The following is an 18,266-nucleotide window of genomic DNA, read 5'->3' as shown; positions in this document are numbered from 1 at the left end:
TCATTATGTAGATTTTATGTATATTTGTTACAATTAACTATTTAAGTATTATTTTTCAAATATAAATGTATAAATTTTTGTAATAAAAAGAAGTTAATGATTATATAAATTATCCATTAACTTCTTTTTTGTTTAAATAATTTATTATAATTATTTTATCTTCATTTGTTCATTATCTACTTCTTTCTTACCACTACAACAATCTCCATTTTTCATACCTTTAAACATCATAGGGATCATGAATAACATCATCAAAGGACATATGAAAGGTGCTATTCCTGTTATTACTGCTTTAAAACCTCCCCCAATGCTTAGAAATGGAAGTACAGCTACAAGTATGAAAGGTAATCCACAACAAAGTACCATCATTAACATATGTTTTATTGGATTGTGTTTTTTATTTTCTCCATTTTTATTTTTATGACAATTCATAATATTTTCCTCCTTAAAATCTTAACTATATTTAATAAGTGAGTTTAACCATTTTCCCACTTAAAATTGATTTGTTTACAATATATTTAATATCATCCTTTGATACATTTTTATCTTTATAAGTTATTTTTATCTTTTTAGATTCTAGATTAACATCAACGTCTGTTAACCCTTGAAGTGAGCTAAGAGTTTTTACTACGTTCATTAAACATCTATGACAAAGCATATTCTCTTGTTTGAAACTTAAACTATAATTTTTCAATTTATCTCCTCCTTATATGTACATATTACATTAATAATATGAAGATTAGATGAAGATATTTATAAATTCCAAAAAATTATTTTAAAGATTGAATATTTGAGTAATTAAAAATTCACCTCTATATATCATTATCTATTATCCTCATTGAAAAAGGTGTATTAATGCAATTATTTTCATTTGCCCTAATACACCTTTCATATTTATATAAATTCTTATTCTACATCTTTTGCTTCTCCTAATTGAGCAACTATCCCATCTTTTAAAATAACTACTTTATCCGCTATACTTTTTACATCTTCTTTATCATGTGTCACAAAAATAGATGTTATACCCGCTTTATGAAGTATTATTTTAAGTTCTTCCCTAATTTTTATTTTTAAATTGGCATCCAAATTACTGAAAGGCTCATCTAATAGTAATACTGAGGGTTTTGGAGCTAAAGCCCTTGCTATAGCAACTCTTTGCTGCTGACCACCACTTAATTCATGAGGATATCGCTTTCCAAACTCTTGTAAATTAACAAGTTCAAGCATTTCCTTAACTCTATCTTCTTTTTCCTTCCTTTTTAAAATATTAAGTCCAAATTTAATGTTTTCATCCACTGTCATATGAGGAAAAAGTGCATAATCTTGAAATACCATACCTATTCCTCTTTTTTCTGGTAAAATAAAAATATTATTATCAAATATAATCCTATTATCAATAACAATACTTCCATTTGAAGGCTTCTCAAGTCCTGCTATTAATCTTAAAACAGTACTTTTTCCTCCTCCACTCTCTCCCAAGATAGAAAGTATTTCTCCTTTTTTCATATTAAAACTAACATCCTTTAGAGTTTCTGTTTTTGAATTACTATATTTAAAATTTAAATCTCTTATTTCTATAAACATTATTTCTTCTCCTTATCCCCTATTCTATATAATAAATAGATAGAAACAATACTAACTAATATTATTATAAGTGCTGGAATTGATGCTTCATGTACCATTTCATTACTTGCATACTCATAAGTCTTAGTTGCTAAAGTATTAAAGTTAAATGGCCTTAAGATTAGTGTCAGCGGCAATTCCTTTACTACATCAACAAATACTAATGCAAAAGCACTAATTACTGCTGGTTTCATCATAGATAAATCAACTTTAAAAAAAGTTTTAGTAACATTATGACCAAGCGTCCTTGAAACTTCGAAAAACTTCATTCCTATCTTATCAAATCCAGATTCAATAGATTGATATCCTATAGCTAAAAATCTTATAGTATAAGCAAATATTAACATAAAAATACTTGTACTTAAAACTAAAGTCTTTGAGCTAGGATCAATAAGCTTGTAAATCCATACCATTTTTCTATCTATGCTTACCATAAAAAGTATTACTCCAATTGCAATAACTGCACCAGGAACAGAATAACCTAAAATAGATATTTTAGAAAAAACTTTAGAAACCCATTTATTATTCATTCTGCAGAAATTTGCAATAACTAAAGACATAACTATGATAAACAAAGTTGGTATAACTGCAATCCATATTGTATTAAATACAAGACCTACAAATTTAATATTGAGAATTTCTTTATAAGTTAAAATGCTCCACTGACTAAGCTGTAATAACGGAATAATAAAGCCTAAACTCAAAATAGTAAAACAATAACTAAATGCACCTACAGCTTTTATACCCTTTAATTTTATTGGGACAATTGATCTTACTTTAGCTGTAGTATAGCTATATTTCTTTCTTCCCCTTATCCATTTTTCAATACTTAATAATATGAATACTGTAGACATAAGCATAGAAGCTAATTTTACAGCAGTGCTTGTATCTCCCATGGAAAACCATGTTTTAAATATAGCTGTACTAAAGGTTTGTACTCCAAAATAAGATACAACTCCAAAATCATTAAGCACCTCAAGAATGACTAATGAAGTTCCACCAACGATTGCTCCACGTGATATTGGCAAAATTACATGAATAAAAATACTACTAGAACTTCTTCCAAGAAGTCGTGCATTTTCAATAAGTGAAGCAGATTGTTTTTCTAGAAATGCCCTAGTTATCATATATACATATGGAAATAAAAAAACTGTAAATATGAATATACATCCCTTTATTGACATAATATCAAAATATTTAGGATCTAAATTCATTTTCATAACATCTCTAAAGAATTTCTGTACTACACCAGTATAATTAAATACACCATTATATGTATATGCTGCTATATATGGTGGTACTGTTAATGGCAAAATAAGTGCCCATTTAAAGAATTTCCTTAAAGGGAACTCATAAGCAGCAATTAACCAAGCTAGCGTAGTTCCTATTATCATTGTAAAAATTCCTGTAACAAATACTATCTTTATAGTGTTTATAACGTAGTCCTTTAAGAGATAAGTTTTTATATGATACCAATTTTCATTAGGTTTATCTAATAAATGAATAATTATATACATAGTTGGTATAACTACTAATAAGACAAATATAAAACTTAAAACTCCCCATGAATTTAACTTATGTTTAATATATCTCAATGCCATCAATTCTTTTCACACCCTTTTCTCTAAATTATTTTTACTAATACCTATACAGCTGCTAAAAAGGCAGTCCACTCAGACTGCCTTAAAAATTATTTCCATCCCACTACATTCATTATTTCTACTGCCTTTTTATTGTTCTCTCCAAGCTTTGTTAAATTTATGTTTTGAGTCTTAAAATCTCCCCAAGATTTTAAAAGTTCTGAAGGCTCTACATCCTTATTTACTGGATATTCAAAATTAGCTTCTGCGAACAACTTTTGAGCTTCTGCTCCTGATAAGAATTCTATTAACTTAACTGCATTTTCTTTGTTCTTAGCATTTTTTGCTACACCAGCACCACTTACATTTATATGTGTTCCATTAGTTGATTGATTTGGGAAAAATACACCAACCTTTTCTGCAACTTTTACTTCCTCAGGATCAGATGAAGTTAGCATCTTCCCAACATAATATGTATTCATTATCGCAACATCACCTTCACCTGCAACCACTGCCTTAGCTTGATCCCTATCATTTCCCTTTGGCTCTCTTGCAAGATTTGCTACAATCCCCTTAGCCCATTCAGTTGTCTTTTCTTCACCATTTAACTCTATAAACGAAGCAACTAATGATTGATTATAGACACTATCTGAACCTCTAACTAATACTTTACCTTTCCACTTTTCACTTGTTAAATCTTCATAGGTTGATAACTGTTCAGGTTTTGTTCTATCTTTATCATAAACAAGAACTCTAGCTCTTACTGTTAATCCAATCCAATGGTTATCTTTATCTCTTAAGTTTTCTGGAACATTGTTAGATATAGTATCTGATGATATTGATTGAAGAACATCTTGCTCTTTAGCTTTATGTAATCTACCTACATCTGAAGTTATAAACATATCAGCTTCTGTATCCTTACCTTCTCTTACAAGTCTTTCAAGTAATTCATCTGCTTTTCCTTCAATTACATTAACTTTAATACCTGTTTGTTTTTCAAAATCTGCATAAAGTTGTTTATCAACATCGTAATTTCTTTCTGAATATACGTTAACTATTTGTTCCTTTTGAGCATCAGCGTTATTAGTGTTTGTATCTGCTGACTTACCTGCACACCCAACTAAAATTGATGTTGCAATTATTGTTGTTGCTATTGTTGCTATTAGTGATTTCTTCCTCATTTTATTTATCTCTCCTCATAAAGTAATTTTTCTTTCGAATTAATGATTTTCATTCTCAATAATATATTATATTTATATCTAAGTCAAATAATATTTTTCATTTCCAACATTTGCTTACACAAAAGAAACTTATTAGAAAAAATAACAAAACTATGAATATCTATAATGTTCTATTAGTTTTTTCAAAAAGCACCTTTAAGATATTAAGTAATACACTATAATAATCTTTGAAGGTGCTTATAATATATTGTTATAATTTATTGTTCTTTTGTTTCTTTGTAGCATAACTATTTCTATATATATAATATATTCATTTTATTAACTTATATATTTGTTACGAACTTCTTCTAAGTTAGCATTTTCTAATGAGTCTGTGACTTCAACGCCAACTACTGCTATGTTTTCTTTAACAATAACATATGTGCCACTATTATCTATATTAAATTCAACATTTACAATACCTTTTTTACCAGTAAAGCTGCTTACTGGTTCCCCACTATCTGCATTTAATATAGTATATTCTCCATCAGGATTGTCAAATAAATTAAGATCCACTGTAAGTTTTGTTTTCATTCCTTTTTCTACTACTATTACAAGGGGTTCAAACTCATATCCAGTTCCCGTTATGTTCATCTTTTGAGTATCTCCTGAAATATTAGCTTTCTTAATTAATCTATCAGTAGGAACTTTACTTAAATCATCACCGTAGATACTTGGAGTTTGTGGTGCACTACTTGTAGTTCCACCTCCACCTGTACAACAACTCATTCCGCTGCTCGGCGCTGGAATTGACGAGTCCGCTTTAGATGTATCTACTGAATCAAGATTATCTGTTACTTTTATTACTCCTCTTATCATTCCCATCCAACAGCTAAAGTTTATATCTTCATTCTTAGGTGTAAATTCTATTATATTTTCACCGGATTTTAATTTTTTTTCTATATTTAAAGAAGGTACCACTATTGCATTATTACATGAATTAAGCTGATTTCCTTCAATTATCCATTTTACAGGTATATCTTTTTGGATATAAACGCCATTAGGAGTATAACCATTATTGTCTGCTGTCATTCTTATTACTTGGACTCCGTCTTCTATAGTTGCTTTAGTTATATTAGATTGTGTTGCATTAGCTTGGCTTCCTGATAGAGCTTGTGCTAATGTATTCATATTAGGAACACCAACTCCTGCAAGGGCAAGTCCTCTATTCCCCATTATTATTCCAAGTACTACAACTAAAATACCGCTAAATTTTAAAAGTTGTTTTGTATAACCTTTGCTTAATAAACCTGATATTGCTCCAAATACTAACATTAAAGGAACTGTTCCTAACGAAAACAAGAACATTGATATAGCTCCAGCTGCTGCACTACCTGTGCCTAACGCGTACAGCTGCATTGTTTGTAATGGTCCACAAGGCATTAATCCATTTAGCATCCCAACCAAGAAAGGAGCCTTAGGCTTATTTTTTATTTTACATGATGACCATGGCAATTTAATATTAAATTTTCTAAATAAAGAGAAACCAGCCATATTTAATCCCATTATCACCATAAATATTCCAGCAAATATTTGAAGTCCGGCTTTTACATTAAGTGATAATGATAATACAGAACCTAGCGCCCCTACAATACCACCTATTATTGTGTAAGAAGTTACTCTTCCAGCATTATACAAAATTGAAGGGATTAAAGCCTTAAGTTTACTCTGTTTTTCATTTACAATACTATTTTTTGATAAACTTTGAGTCAACATTATTCCGCCACACATACCAACACAATGTATTGATGTAAGCATACCAACAAGAAATAATACTGCATAAGATGCATTATTTAATTTAGCACTCATATCAAAACCTGATGTTGAATTACCAAGAAGCAGAACAGCTGCAGCTATAACTAAAAATCCTGCAAATTTAATGCTACTTGAATTTTTTGTACTATAACCAGATTTATTAATAGCTTCATTTAGCTGTTCCCTAGTACAAAGTTCACTATCATACTCAACAGTTACCTGCTGAGCACTATAACTAGCCATCACATTTATAACACCATTAACTTTCTTTAATACTTTTTCTACTCTATTTTCGCAAGACGTGCACGTCATATCGTAAACTTTAATAATCTCTCTCTTAATTCTCATTCATATTGTCCTCCATTAAATTATCGTATCTTTTTCAACACTCTTTTTTATTAAAACTTCCTTTTACATAATTAAGTATAATAAAAAGTTATGAAGATTTTATGAGGATTCAATAGAAAATCAAAAAATATTAACAAGTATTACCTACCATTTTTACAACTATTGATTTAGGAATATGTATATAAATTTGTGGTACCTTCTAACTAATTGCATAAACATTTTAATTTCTTACTATTTTTCATATATTTTTAGTATTAATGTCATCTATAACTTTTATTACTCCTCTTATCATTCCCATCCAGCAATCAAAATCTATATCCTCATCTTTTGCTGTAAATTCTATTAAGTTTTCACCTGATTTCAATGATTGTTGTATATTTAAAGATGGTACTACTATTGCATTGTTACATGGATTAAGTTGGTTTCCCGCAATTATCAACTTAACAGGCATATCTTTTTGGATATAATTAGCATCTAGAGTATATCCATTATTATCTACAGTCATTTTTATTATTTGAACTCCATTTTCTATAGTTGCTTTAGTTGCATTTGATTGAGAAGCATTAGCTTCAGCACCTGAAAGATTTTGAGTTAATTTACTAGCATTAGAAACACCACCATTAACAGGAGCAAAATTTCTATTTCCCATTATTATTCCAAGTACTATAACTAAAACTCCACTAAATACTAAGATTTGTCTTCTATACCTTTTACGTAGTAAACCAGATATTGCTCTAAATGTTAACATTAAAGGATTTATTCCAAAGAAATGTAGAAACTTCGATACTCTTGTAACATCAAAAACTTTAATTATATGTCTTTTAATACTCATATTTTTCACCCCTATTATTAATATTTAATAAATGCGTTTATTTTAATTAAAAGTTCTTCTTAAATACATTAATTATAATAAAAAGTTATGAAGATTCTATGAGGATAGATTACGAAATTTCTGTTAAAATGTCTCCACGAATTACAATAACGACATTAAAAAGTAACAAATCATTTATGTTTTGAATAAAATATTTAGAATTAAAAATATTTAGAATTAAAAATATAAAGGAGCAATTATTTTGGCAGACAAAGGCAGTTTAAAAGTTCAATGTTTTGATGGAGATAGTTATATTCCTGTATCTGGAGTTAAGGTTTATGTTAATAGATCGGAATTAACTGAAAATGACACAACTGGCATTGGATTAACTAATCAAATAGATTTAGATTCACCTCCTATAGAATATTCATTAAATCCTAATATAAATCAAACTCCATATAGTTTATATGATATAACAGTTAAAGGTGATGGTTACAGAACTTTAGTAATTAAAGGATGTCAGGTATTTCCTATAGAAACTGCTTATCAAAGATGTAATTTAGTTAAAATTGAATCAAGTAGAGATTCCAGACAGGAATAAGTTATTATTATTCCACCCAATAAACTCAACGGGAATTATCCTCCTAAAATTCCTGAAGAAGAGGATAAACCTTTACCTCCACCAACTTCAGGTGTTGTGCTAAGTCAACCTGTTGTCCCTGAATATATTGTTGTACATCAAGGAGGCCCTGAGGATCCTTCAGCACCTAATTATAGAGTACTCTTTAAGGACTATATAAAAAATGTTGCTTCATCAGAAATTTATTCAACATGGTCATCAAATTCAATAAGAGCAAATGTATTTGCTATATTATCATTCACATTAAATAGAATTTATACAGAATTGTATAGAGGCAAAGGTAAAAATTTTGATGTTACAAGTTCAACAGCCTATGATCACGCATTTAGTTATGGTAGAAACATTTATGAAAATATAAGCGCTATAATTGACGAAATATTCTCTACTTATGTTAGAAGAATAGGTAAAAAACAACCTCTTTCAACTCAATATTGTGATGGTAAAAATGTCAGTTGCCCACAGTGGTTAAGTCAATGGGGAAGTCAAAGTCTAGGAGCAAATGGAATGCCACCTTTTGAAATATTAAAATACTATTATGGAAATGATATTGAATTAGTAACTGCAACTGAAGTTGAGGGAAGCCCTAAATCATATCCAGATTATGATTTAAAAATTGGATCATCAGGAGAACCCGTAAAAACAATACAAAACCAATTAAATAGAATCTCCAGAAATTATCCACTTATCCCGAAATCAGCCGAGGATGGAAGGTTTGGGCCTAAAACAGCAGAAGCTGTTAAAGTATTTCAAGGAATTTTTAACTTACCCCAAACTGGAATAGTTGATTATGCAACATGGTATAGAATTTCAGACATATATGTAGGAGTAACTAGGATTGCTGAACTTAGAGGAAATAATTCAAGAAAAAGAATTTTTATGCCTCCATTAACTCCTCCATTGTATGGTAGAAATATACCAACGTTTACTTATCTTGAAGACTAATTTAATACGTATGCTATAAAATTAAAAATCAGGCTATCACACAACCGCTTTCTAAATATAAGTTCTGTGATAGCCTTCAATGGCACTATTTTATATATTTTTTAACATTGTTCAAGTGTTCTTCATAGGTTTTACTGAAAACATGACCGCCACTTCCATTTACTACATAGTATAAATAATCATGTTCCTCAGGATAAAGAGCCGCTTCTATTGAAGGCTTACCTGGTGAAGCAATTGGACCTGGGGGGAGTCCTTTATTTACATAAGTATTATATGGATCTTGTACTTTCAAGTCATCATATAATACTTTTTTCATTGTACTCTCACCTTTAGTAATTGCATATATTACAGACGCATCAATTTGTAGTGGTATGCCTTTTTCTTTTCTATTATATATAACGCCTGCTATTTTGCTGCGTTCACTATCATTGGCTGCCTCTTTTTCAATTAAAGATGCAATTGTTATAACATCATTAATATCCAAACCTAATTCTTTTGCACGGTCGACATATTTATCTGAAAAAACACTGTTAAACCTATCAAACATCAAATTTGCTATCTCTTTCTCCGTAGCGCCATTAGGTACGTAATAAGTATCGGGATACAAGAAGCCTTCTAAACCATAATAAATATTAGTTTTGTTTAAAACCAAACTATTCGTGGTTAAATTACTAATTCTTACTCCTAAGAAATCCTCTTTTTTAATTGATGTATTTTTTTCTAACCTTTCAGCTATCTGATAAAATGAAAATCCTTCTGGTATAGTTACAACTGTAAAATCAGATTGACTACTTTGCAATTTAAGTGATAACTCTTTATAGCTTGTATTAGGTTTAACTATAAAATTACCACCTTTTATATTATTACTAAATCTATTTAATTTTGTATATAGTAAAAATGTATCTTTAGATTTAATAATTGATTTATCTTGAAGCTGTTTTGATATATCGTCTAAAGAGGATTCACTGTTTATTATTAAATATGAGTTTTCCTTATTAACAGTATTTAATCCTTGAAAGTAGTAAAATAGTGTTCCTATTCCTATTAAAACTACAGCTATTAAAATAGTAAACATAATAATAATTTTTTTCATCATTTGAGTTTTTCTTTAGTTCCTCCGTAATTCAATTTTTTTATAAGTATCAAACTATCTATGATACTAAGTTTTACTCATAGGTTATTATCTTCTACTTTGTTCTTTTCAGTAATTATTTTCTCTTACATACTTATCATTTTATAGTTTGAATTTCTTTATTCTTTATTATTCATATAAAACAACTTTTAAAATTTTTTACTAAATCTGTTCTGAATTGCAGCTTATTTATAAATTTAATGCTAGTAAATTGTTTCTTAATTACTTGGATAGTTATTCCTCCTTCTTATTAAAATATTGTTATACTTTAATATACTTTATAACTATGAAGATAATATGTAGATTTATCTTCATGAAATGATTGTTATATTCATAAAAAATAAACTCTAACTATCAACAACTTTTAATAGTTAGAGTTCAGTTTTAGTAATTATTATTTTTTATTTATAATAACTATTTTTTTTACAATGTCACCATATAAGTTATTTGAATTTACATCAGTAAATCCAGATTTATATATGTTTTCTACTGTCTTTCTATTTATATTTGCACCATATGTTGTAACTACTATTGGATTTAAAATATCCATTACAGCTCCTAACAGCCACTTTTCACTTCTTACATGTTCAATCATAATTATTTTACCATTAGGTTTACAGACTCTTCGCATTTCTTTTAACCCTTTTACAGGGTCAGGAACTGAACAATACACACAGGTAGTAAATATTGTATCAAAAGTATTATCAGGAAACTTCATGTCTTGTGCATCCATTTGTATCAGTGTTACATTTTTATTATACTTTTCTGCTTTTTCCCTTGCTTTTTGAAGCATACCCTCACTAAAATCTATTGCAGTTATGCTAATATCATCTGGATAATACTCAATATTCTTACCAGTACCAACTCCAATTTCTAGTATATTCCCTTCCAGTCCCTTCATTAAATCTATTCTCCACTCTCTTAGTGCCATCATTTCCATAGGGCTTTCTAGAATATCATAAAATCTAGCCGCTCTATTATATCTTTTACGTATTTTTTCAGAATGCATATCCATTGTTATCACTCCATTTTATTTTATATTTTAGAAAAAGATCAAAATAATATTCTTCTAGTTCTATTGCTATATCATCTATAAAAAGTGCATCGACTTCTTTATATAAATTACATATATTATTCTTCATATTTCCTTCACATTTTTTTAATATAATATAAGTAACGAAAGGAGAGATTTTAATGATGATGTTTTTACCTTCAATAATTTTAACCATTTCTATATTTATTTACTTGACTTCCTCCAACAATTCAAACACTCTAAGTTATGTAAGAATAAGAAAAACAGATAATGCATTAGACATTTTAAATAGAAAATTTGCAAATGGAGAAATATCTGAAGATGAATATTTATTTAAAAAATCTATGTTAATTGACTAAATTGTATATTCATAACCTGTTTTCTCAAACAAGAGGTATCACCTAACAACTTCCTAAGTAGTTGGGTGATACCTTTTTTAATTATGTAGTTTATAACAAAAATTTATCAATTAATTTTATCACTTTTATTTATACGTACTGTAAATGTAGCACCTTTATTTTCCTTACTTTCTACATCTATAGTTGCAGAATGTAGTGTTAATATTTTTTTTACCATAGTAAGCCCAATTCCACTACCTTCAATTTTATGCCTGCTTTTATCTCCTCGATACATTCTTTCAAAAACATAAGGTAAATCTTCTTTCTTGATACCAATACCATTATCTTTAATTTCAACAATAACAGAATTTATATCACTGCTAAGATTAATACATACAGTTCCATTGACATTAGTAAATTTAATTCCATTAGATATAAGATTTATAAAAACTTGTTTTAATTTATCATAATCACCTAATACTATAAAATCTCCGTCTTCTTTATTCATAATTAATTTTATATTTTTTTCAGCAGCTGAAATAGAAAAATCATCTACTACGGCTGAAATAATTTCATCTATTTTTACTAATCCTAAATTAAGTATTATTTCATCTGATTCCATTTGCTTTAACATATTTAAATTGTTTAAAAGTTTACCAAATCTTATTACCTCATCATTTAAATTATTAAGTTTTTCGGTAGTTACCGGTATAATCCCATCTATCATTGCTTCTAAATTATTTTGTAATACATTTAGAGGAGTTCTTATTTCATGAGATATATCTGAAATTAGTCTTTTTCGAAGTAAATCCTGGCTATTTAGTTTATCACCTAAATCATTTATACTTTCAGTTAAATTTCTGATTTCTTCAATATTGCTTTTTATATTTGATTTAGAATCATAATTACCTTTTGATAAACTTACAGAGGTTTTTGAAACTGCTTTGATAGGTTCAGAAAATTGCTTTGATAAAAATAAACTTATAGCTGCTACAGCAAATAATGTTAATGCCCCGCTAAATACAATACTCTTATTAATCTGTGCTTTAAAGCTTATATCTTCTTGTGAAAGTAAAACCGGTGAGTATTGACCCACTATAATATATCCTACTGTTTTCTCATTTACATTTATATTGAAAGTATTATCTGTATAAAACCCTGCTTCTTCAGTACCATTTACAGTCATATGATTTTTGTATTTTATATCCTCATGATCCATTTCCCAAATAACTTTTTTATTTTCATCTAAAAGGGTTAGGCAATAATTATTCATATATGCTTCATGCATCATTTCTTCTCCTGAAGCTACATTCCAACTTCCATCGCTTTTATAAACTTGCTGAAAATATTCTACTAACCTTGTATTTCTTTTAGTTTGAATATCCTCCATATATCTATTAAATGTGTTTGTTATTGTTATATTTATAATTAAAGCTGACAATAGAACTGAGATTACAGAACAAAAAATTAAAATAAAACTTAAACGTTCTCTAATACTTTGCTTCATATTTCATCACCAAATTTATAGCCAATTCTTGTAACAGTAACAATATACCTTGGAGATTTACTCTCCTCTTCGATTTTCTTACGTAAATTTTTAATATGAACATCAATAATTCTATCTGAACCATCAAAATCAATACCGAATACTCTTTCTATTATAGCTTCTCTTGAAAATACTCTTCCCTTATTTGACGCTAAAACATATAATATATCAAATTCATTGGGGGTTAAACTTATTTCTTCTCCATTTAATTTAACTAATCTACTATCACTACCAATTACTAATTTATCATTATCAAAAGAAATAATATTACAATTACTTCCGCCCACTCGTCTAAACAAAGCATTTACACGTGCAGTAAGTTCTCTTGGACTTAGAGGTTTTGTTAAATACTCATCAGCACCAATATTTAAACCTTCGATTTTATCACTTAACGTACTCTTTGCAGTTAACATAAAAATATATACATCAGAAATTCTTCTAAGTATTTTACAAACTTCTTCACCGTCAATATCTGGAAGCATTAAATCCAGAATTACAAGATCAAATTTTTCTTTTCTAAAAACTTCAATTCCATCTAATCCACTTTCCGTGGAATAAACTCCATATCCTTCTTTTTCTAGATATGCTTTTACAACATCTGATACACTTTTTTCATCTTCAATTATTAAAATATTATTCATTACATTCACCCCATAAAATTTTTATTAATATTACATTACCATATATTTAATAAATTAACATAAACTTATGAATTTTATGTGTAAAAATTAGTAATAATTTTATATTTTCCTAAGAAAGTAATTTTCATTTATAATTTCAAAAAGTAAAGGTTATATTTTTAAAACCTTGAAATAGATTCTGTTCATATTTTCTACACAAATAAAATTCAGAAAAATTAAAAGGAGCTGTTGCATAATAGATTTTTAATACAATATAGTGAAGTTCTATTGAAAACTAAATCAATATATTGTGTTAATTTCTTATTTGCGACCCTCCATTTTCATCTTATATTGCTGATGCTATTGAATTTGCTATTGCGTCAGCTGCTAGATCTTGATAAATTGAATCCGCAGATTTTCGAGCTTCATCTGGATTTGTTATAAATCCACGCTCAATTAATACTGCTGGTATAATTGTATTTCTAAGAACAAATAAATTACCATCTTTAGCCCCTCTATTTATTGCACCACTGCTATTAGCCAAAGAAGATGATATAGTTCTTGCCAAAGACATACTTGCTGAAAGCTTATAATCACTATATGCTCCACCAAAACTTGCATCTTGTGCCCTTGAGCTATAATAAACCTCAACTCCATTTGCTGATGCAGATGCTGCATTATGATGTAAACTTACAAATAAATCAGCATTAGAATTATTAGTAATTTTTACTCTCTTAGTAAGACTTTCAGTTACACTTGAAGTTTCCCTATCAGATGCATTTCTTGTCATAATTACTGTATATCCCTTAGCTTCGAGTTTTGCCTTTAACTTATCTGCAACTTGCATATTTAAATCTCTTTCTGAGTATGTAATACCATTATGAGTTGCATATGCACCATCATCGCCACCAAAGTTATGTCCTGGATCTATGACTATTATTTTTCTAGATGTGCTGCTTGCCACTCTACTCCCTCTTTTTCCATCAACGCCTATTCTCCATCCCTCTACAACTGTATTTTTAACCATCGTGCCTGTGATTGGATTTAAATAGTAATAACCATTTCCATCTAATATCCAACCTTTTGACATGTCTCCACCTGTATTAAAGTAATACCATTGTCCACTAATTGATACCCATCCAATTCTCATTGCTCCACTTGAATCAAGAAAATACTTTCTACCATCAATTAAATTGAGACCTGTTGTCATGCTACCATCACCTTGAAGATAATACCACTTGCTATTATCTTTTAACCAGCCAAGCTGCATTGCTCCACTTGATTTAAGATAATACCACTTTTCACTTAAACTTATCCAGCCCTTTGCCATAGTTCCATCACCATATAGATAATACCAATTATTATCTGGTTTAATCCATCCAGTTGCTTTAGTACCATTTGATTTATAATAATACCAATTACCACCTTTTAATTTCCATCCGATTGGTGATGAAATATTGGCACTGTTATTTACCAGTTGTTGTAATGGTTGAGTTGCTTGTACTCCCGATGGACTTGTTGGAATTGTTTGAGGCGTATTTATTGTTGTGCTTGGTTCTGAACTAGTTCCTGTATTTGCACTTGAAGTTGTTCCACCTGAAATACTACCAGTTCCCGACTCAGGTATAATTCCTAAAGATACTAATAGATTATTGTATAATTTATTAATTTCTTCACCATATGTAAGACTCGGAGCCCACTTTCCACCTAACGCATTTACTGTTACTACTGTTCCTTTTATAGTAACGAAATGCCTAGGATCATATGTATTACTTCTTGGATAACCAATTGCTCCTGCATAAAGTGCTAAATGATCTAAATGAGCTTGCACCCCTTCATCCCATGTCTTAAATTTTTGGTGAGCATTTGGATCAATATCAGATCCACCAACACTCGTTTTTAGTCCACATGGATTATTGTAGCTTTCGTTTAAAACTCCACCAAACTTCCCATATCCCGTTTCCTTAGCCGCTTGTACATATGCTATCGCTGGATTAACATTTCCATGTTCCGGTGCATATTTCCAATATAATTGTGCTAATTTAATAAAAGTATCAGTTGCACCTTTAGATTTAGCCCATTGTTCAGCCTGTTTTGCCGTTACTTCTGTTGCTGATATTATTTTAATATCAGTAATAGCTGCTTGTACATTAGTTATTGGTATTAACACTAAAACTATTGCAAAAGCAAGTATAAATGTAGTCACTCTCTTAATTGCCCTCAAAACAGTTTTCCTCCATTCCATTTAAGACATCTAATAATGAATTAGTTCTCCTAACGATATCTACCTTTGTAAAACAAAAAAATAATCTTTATGCTGTTTACTTTTTTCTAAATGCATATCAATTAAATTTTTAAGTTATGATTTTATATAGATATATTTTATTAAAAATAACGTAACATAAAGATATGAAGAAATTATGTAGATTTTGACATGATTTTTTTAATTATCATTGGCCAAAACTCTCCCTTTGTTTCTTTATCCCCCCATTAGACCATTTGTCTCTATCTCTTACCATTTAACCCATGCCTTAAAGCTCAAAACTCTGAATTTTACAAGCACCGTTTTAGTAAATTTCTTAATAGCTACCATACTATTCAAAGATTTCAAAAGTATCTCCTCACACTCTTCAATTAATGTAGATACAAAAGAATAAAGATAGCGCTATTGATTAGAAGTACCTATGTAGTGATTTTTATGCACAGTTCAAGTTATCGTAATAATTCAACATATAAAGGATGTGCAATATTGCACACCCTTTATATTAAATTTAAAATTAATATTACTTTATATCTTAAATTTTTGTATTAAAGAATTGAGTTCCTCAGATAATTCGGCTTGTCTTCGTGCCGAACTAGCAACTTCTTGAGTTGCAATAGTTGTTTCATCTACACTATTTAGTATTCCTTCTGAGCTTTCTGCAGATTGCTGAGCAGTAGTAGATACTGTTTCTATAGCAGAACTAGTTTGCTCTATGGAATTAAGTATTTGGCTTGTACCATTTGCAATTTCTTCTGACATGGCTTTAATAAATGCTGCGTCCTCCTCATATTTTATAGCAGTCTCTAAAAATAACTCATAATCTGGATTTACATTATTATCTATAAATGCTAGTATATCTTGAGTATTACTAGAAAGATTTTCGAAAGCACTATTTACCTGGATTATAACGTTTTGTATGTTTGAGACATTTTCTGATGACTGTTCCGCAAGTTTTCGTATTTCATCCGCTACAACAGCAAACCCTTTTCCCATTTCTCCAGCTCTTGCTGACTCAATAGCAGCATTTAGTGCTAAAAGATTTGTCTGAGAAGCAATATCTGCTATAGAATCAGCCATTACCTTAATTTTTTCAACGACTTTCCCTTCATCTATTGCTTTCAGTATATTAGTTTCTTTTTCTTTATATAATTTCTTAGAAATATCTATTGATTTTAATCCTTTATCTTTTATTTCTGCAGCACGAATCTGAATTTTATTAGAAGCTTTGTCACCATCTTTTGCTTTGTTTGATAGTTCAATTGAATTTGAAGTTATTTCTTCAATTGATGCATTTACTTCTTGTGATGTTGCACTCAATTCTTCAGTACCAGATGATATATCCTTTGTAGCTTTATTAATATTGTTCATCTTTGAAGAAATCCCTTCTATTGTAGAATAAATTTCTTCACTTGACGCATTTATATTACTAGAGTTTGAAATTATTGTTGATATAAGTTTTCGAGTGTTTTCAGCTGCTTTATTTAAAGCATTTGATATTTTTCCTATTTCATCTTTTGAATAAACATCTATCCTTTGAGTCAAATCTCCACTGCCTAGAGCATCTGCAAATACTAAAACTTTATTTATTTGTTTTGATAGCAATGTTGATATCAAAACTCCAAGTAATATTGCAAATATAAAACCAAATATAACTATACCAAGCATTAAGTTAAATGAATTTCTAAATATAGAATTGTTTGTATTGTTTGCATTTTTAGCTTCTTGTAAATTTAATTCTATTATTTTATTAATACTATCAAAAGTTTTATTTCTTGATTCAGTTACCATTTCAAAAGCCATTTGTGCTTCATCATATTTATCTGCATCTATTAAACTCATAAATTCTTTACGCTCCATCATGTATTCTTCATGAAGCTTAATAAAATTTGATAATAACTCCTTTTCTTCACCTGTTGCATCACTATTCTTAAATTCCTCTGAAATAGCCATATCCTCTTCTGTCAATTTTTCTATTTCAATTTCAAGTTCCTTCTTTTTTATGGTATCTTTTGTAGTTAAAAGAGAAATTAAATCTGAATGTATTTGTAAAAAGTTTTCCTTTAATTCTTCAACTGTTCTCAAATGTATTAAATTATCTTCATACATCGAATTTGAATTTGTATTTATTTTTCTTATTTCTGATATCCCTATAAACCCAACAATGCCCATAATAATTGCAATTAATAAAAAACAAAATATAAGTTTTTGTGCAATTTTTAAATTTTTTAATATTTTCATAACTCTTCCTCCATTATATTCAAAATTCATAATCAAATTGTATCATTTTATTATGAAGATTTTGTAAAGATAAACCCCACATTATAACAATTAATTTAATTCTTTACTGCCTTATTTTACTATTTTATATTATAATATAATTTATATCATGTAAATTTTTAATTTTTCAAGTATACT

15 protein-coding genes and 1 pseudogene are annotated in these 18,266 nt (G+C 28.8%); 2 read left to right on the top strand and 14 right to left on the bottom strand.

Features of this window, described 5'->3' with window-relative positions; genetic code table 11:
- Positions 1-150: 150 nt before the first annotated feature.
- The 7 genes from D2A34_RS26215 to D2A34_RS26185 form a co-directional block, all read right to left on the bottom strand.
- Positions 151-432: a hypothetical protein gene (locus D2A34_RS26215; protein WP_024039039.1), complete on the bottom strand. Its 282-nt coding sequence runs from the start codon at positions 430-432 to the stop codon at positions 151-153.
- 31 nt (positions 433-463) lie between these two features.
- Entirely contained in the window at positions 464-694 is a 231-nt protein-coding gene (locus D2A34_RS26210) for a heavy-metal-associated domain-containing protein (protein WP_035766532.1), read from the bottom strand.
- A gap of 212 nt (positions 695-906) precedes the next feature.
- The gene (locus D2A34_RS26205) at positions 907-1,584 is read right to left on the bottom strand and encodes an ABC transporter ATP-binding protein (RefSeq protein WP_119368330.1); all 678 of its coding nucleotides are present in this window, start codon (positions 1,582-1,584) and stop codon (positions 907-909) included.
- On the bottom strand, positions 1,584-3,224 hold the full coding sequence (locus D2A34_RS26200; protein WP_119368329.1) for an ABC transporter permease: 1,641 nt from the start codon (positions 3,222-3,224) through the stop codon (positions 1,584-1,586). The genes D2A34_RS26205 and D2A34_RS26200 overlap by 1 nt, the downstream gene beginning before the upstream one ends.
- Positions 3,225-3,313: 89 nt before the next feature.
- Positions 3,314-4,384: a Fe(3+) ABC transporter substrate-binding protein gene (locus tag D2A34_RS26195; RefSeq protein WP_119368328.1), complete on the bottom strand. Its 1,071-nt coding sequence runs from the start codon at positions 4,382-4,384 to the stop codon at positions 3,314-3,316.
- A gap of 318 nt (positions 4,385-4,702) precedes the next feature.
- Positions 4,703-6,526, bottom strand: a complete 1,824-nt coding sequence (locus D2A34_RS26190; protein ID WP_119368327.1) for an urease accessory protein UreH domain-containing protein — start codon at positions 6,524-6,526, stop codon at positions 4,703-4,705.
- A 238-nt stretch (positions 6,527-6,764) separates the two neighbouring features.
- On the bottom strand, positions 6,765-7,358 hold the full coding sequence (locus tag D2A34_RS26185) for a hypothetical protein (RefSeq protein ID WP_119368326.1): 594 nt from the start codon (positions 7,356-7,358) through the stop codon (positions 6,765-6,767).
- A 241-nt stretch (positions 7,359-7,599) separates the two neighbouring features.
- Here D2A34_RS26185 and D2A34_RS26180 point away from each other — a divergent pair.
- A pseudogene (locus D2A34_RS26180) lies at positions 7,600-8,919 on the top strand (peptidoglycan-binding domain-containing protein).
- Positions 8,920-9,004: 85 nt separating this feature from the next.
- On the opposite strand, the gene mltG reads toward D2A34_RS26180, so the two are convergent.
- The 3 genes from mltG to D2A34_RS26995 all read right to left on the bottom strand — a co-directional run bounded on the left by mltG (position 9,005) and on the right by D2A34_RS26995 (position 11,193).
- Positions 9,005-10,015: an endolytic transglycosylase MltG gene (gene mltG, locus D2A34_RS26175; protein WP_119368325.1), complete on the bottom strand. Its 1,011-nt coding sequence runs from the start codon at positions 10,013-10,015 to the stop codon at positions 9,005-9,007.
- Between the two features lie 430 nt (positions 10,016-10,445).
- On the bottom strand, positions 10,446-11,066 hold the full coding sequence (locus D2A34_RS26170; RefSeq protein ID WP_119368324.1) for a class I SAM-dependent methyltransferase: 621 nt from the start codon (positions 11,064-11,066) through the stop codon (positions 10,446-10,448).
- Positions 11,050-11,193, bottom strand: a complete 144-nt coding sequence (locus D2A34_RS26995; protein ID WP_182629472.1) for a hypothetical protein — start codon at positions 11,191-11,193, stop codon at positions 11,050-11,052. Before D2A34_RS26995 ends, D2A34_RS26170 begins: the two co-directional genes overlap by 17 nt.
- Before the next feature lie 52 nt (positions 11,194-11,245).
- Between D2A34_RS26995 and D2A34_RS26160 the strand changes: the two genes are divergently transcribed.
- Entirely contained in the window at positions 11,246-11,443 is a 198-nt protein-coding gene (locus D2A34_RS26160; protein ID WP_147357760.1) for an SHOCT domain-containing protein, read from the top strand.
- 106 nt (positions 11,444-11,549) lie between these two features.
- Here the strand turns inward: D2A34_RS26160 and D2A34_RS26155 are convergent, their stop codons facing one another.
- The 4 genes from D2A34_RS26155 to D2A34_RS26140 all read right to left on the bottom strand — a co-directional run bounded on the left by D2A34_RS26155 (position 11,550) and on the right by D2A34_RS26140 (position 18,089).
- A complete protein-coding gene (locus D2A34_RS26155) occupies positions 11,550-12,929 on the bottom strand; it encodes a sensor histidine kinase (protein ID WP_119368321.1) in 1,380 nt (459 codons plus the stop codon).
- Positions 12,926-13,609 carry a response regulator transcription factor gene (locus D2A34_RS26150; protein WP_119368320.1) on the bottom strand — a complete coding sequence of 228 codons (684 nt, stop codon included), beginning with the start codon at positions 13,607-13,609 and terminating at the stop codon, positions 12,926-12,928. Before D2A34_RS26150 ends, D2A34_RS26155 begins: the two co-directional genes overlap by 4 nt.
- Positions 13,610-13,934: 325 nt before the next feature.
- The gene (locus D2A34_RS26145) at positions 13,935-15,812 is read right to left on the bottom strand and encodes an N-acetylmuramoyl-L-alanine amidase (RefSeq protein ID WP_119368319.1); all 1,878 of its coding nucleotides are present in this window, start codon (positions 15,810-15,812) and stop codon (positions 13,935-13,937) included.
- Between the two features lie 564 nt (positions 15,813-16,376).
- On the bottom strand, positions 16,377-18,089 hold the full coding sequence (locus tag D2A34_RS26140; RefSeq protein WP_119368318.1) for a methyl-accepting chemotaxis protein: 1,713 nt from the start codon (positions 18,087-18,089) through the stop codon (positions 16,377-16,379).
- Positions 18,090-18,266: the final 177 nt, after the last annotated feature.

The sequence above is a fragment of the Clostridium chromiireducens genome (assembly GCF_003575225.1).
Lineage (GTDB): Bacteria > Bacillota > Clostridia > Clostridiales > Clostridiaceae > Clostridium > Clostridium chromiireducens.
This window is presented reverse-complemented; position numbering and strand designations above follow the sequence as displayed.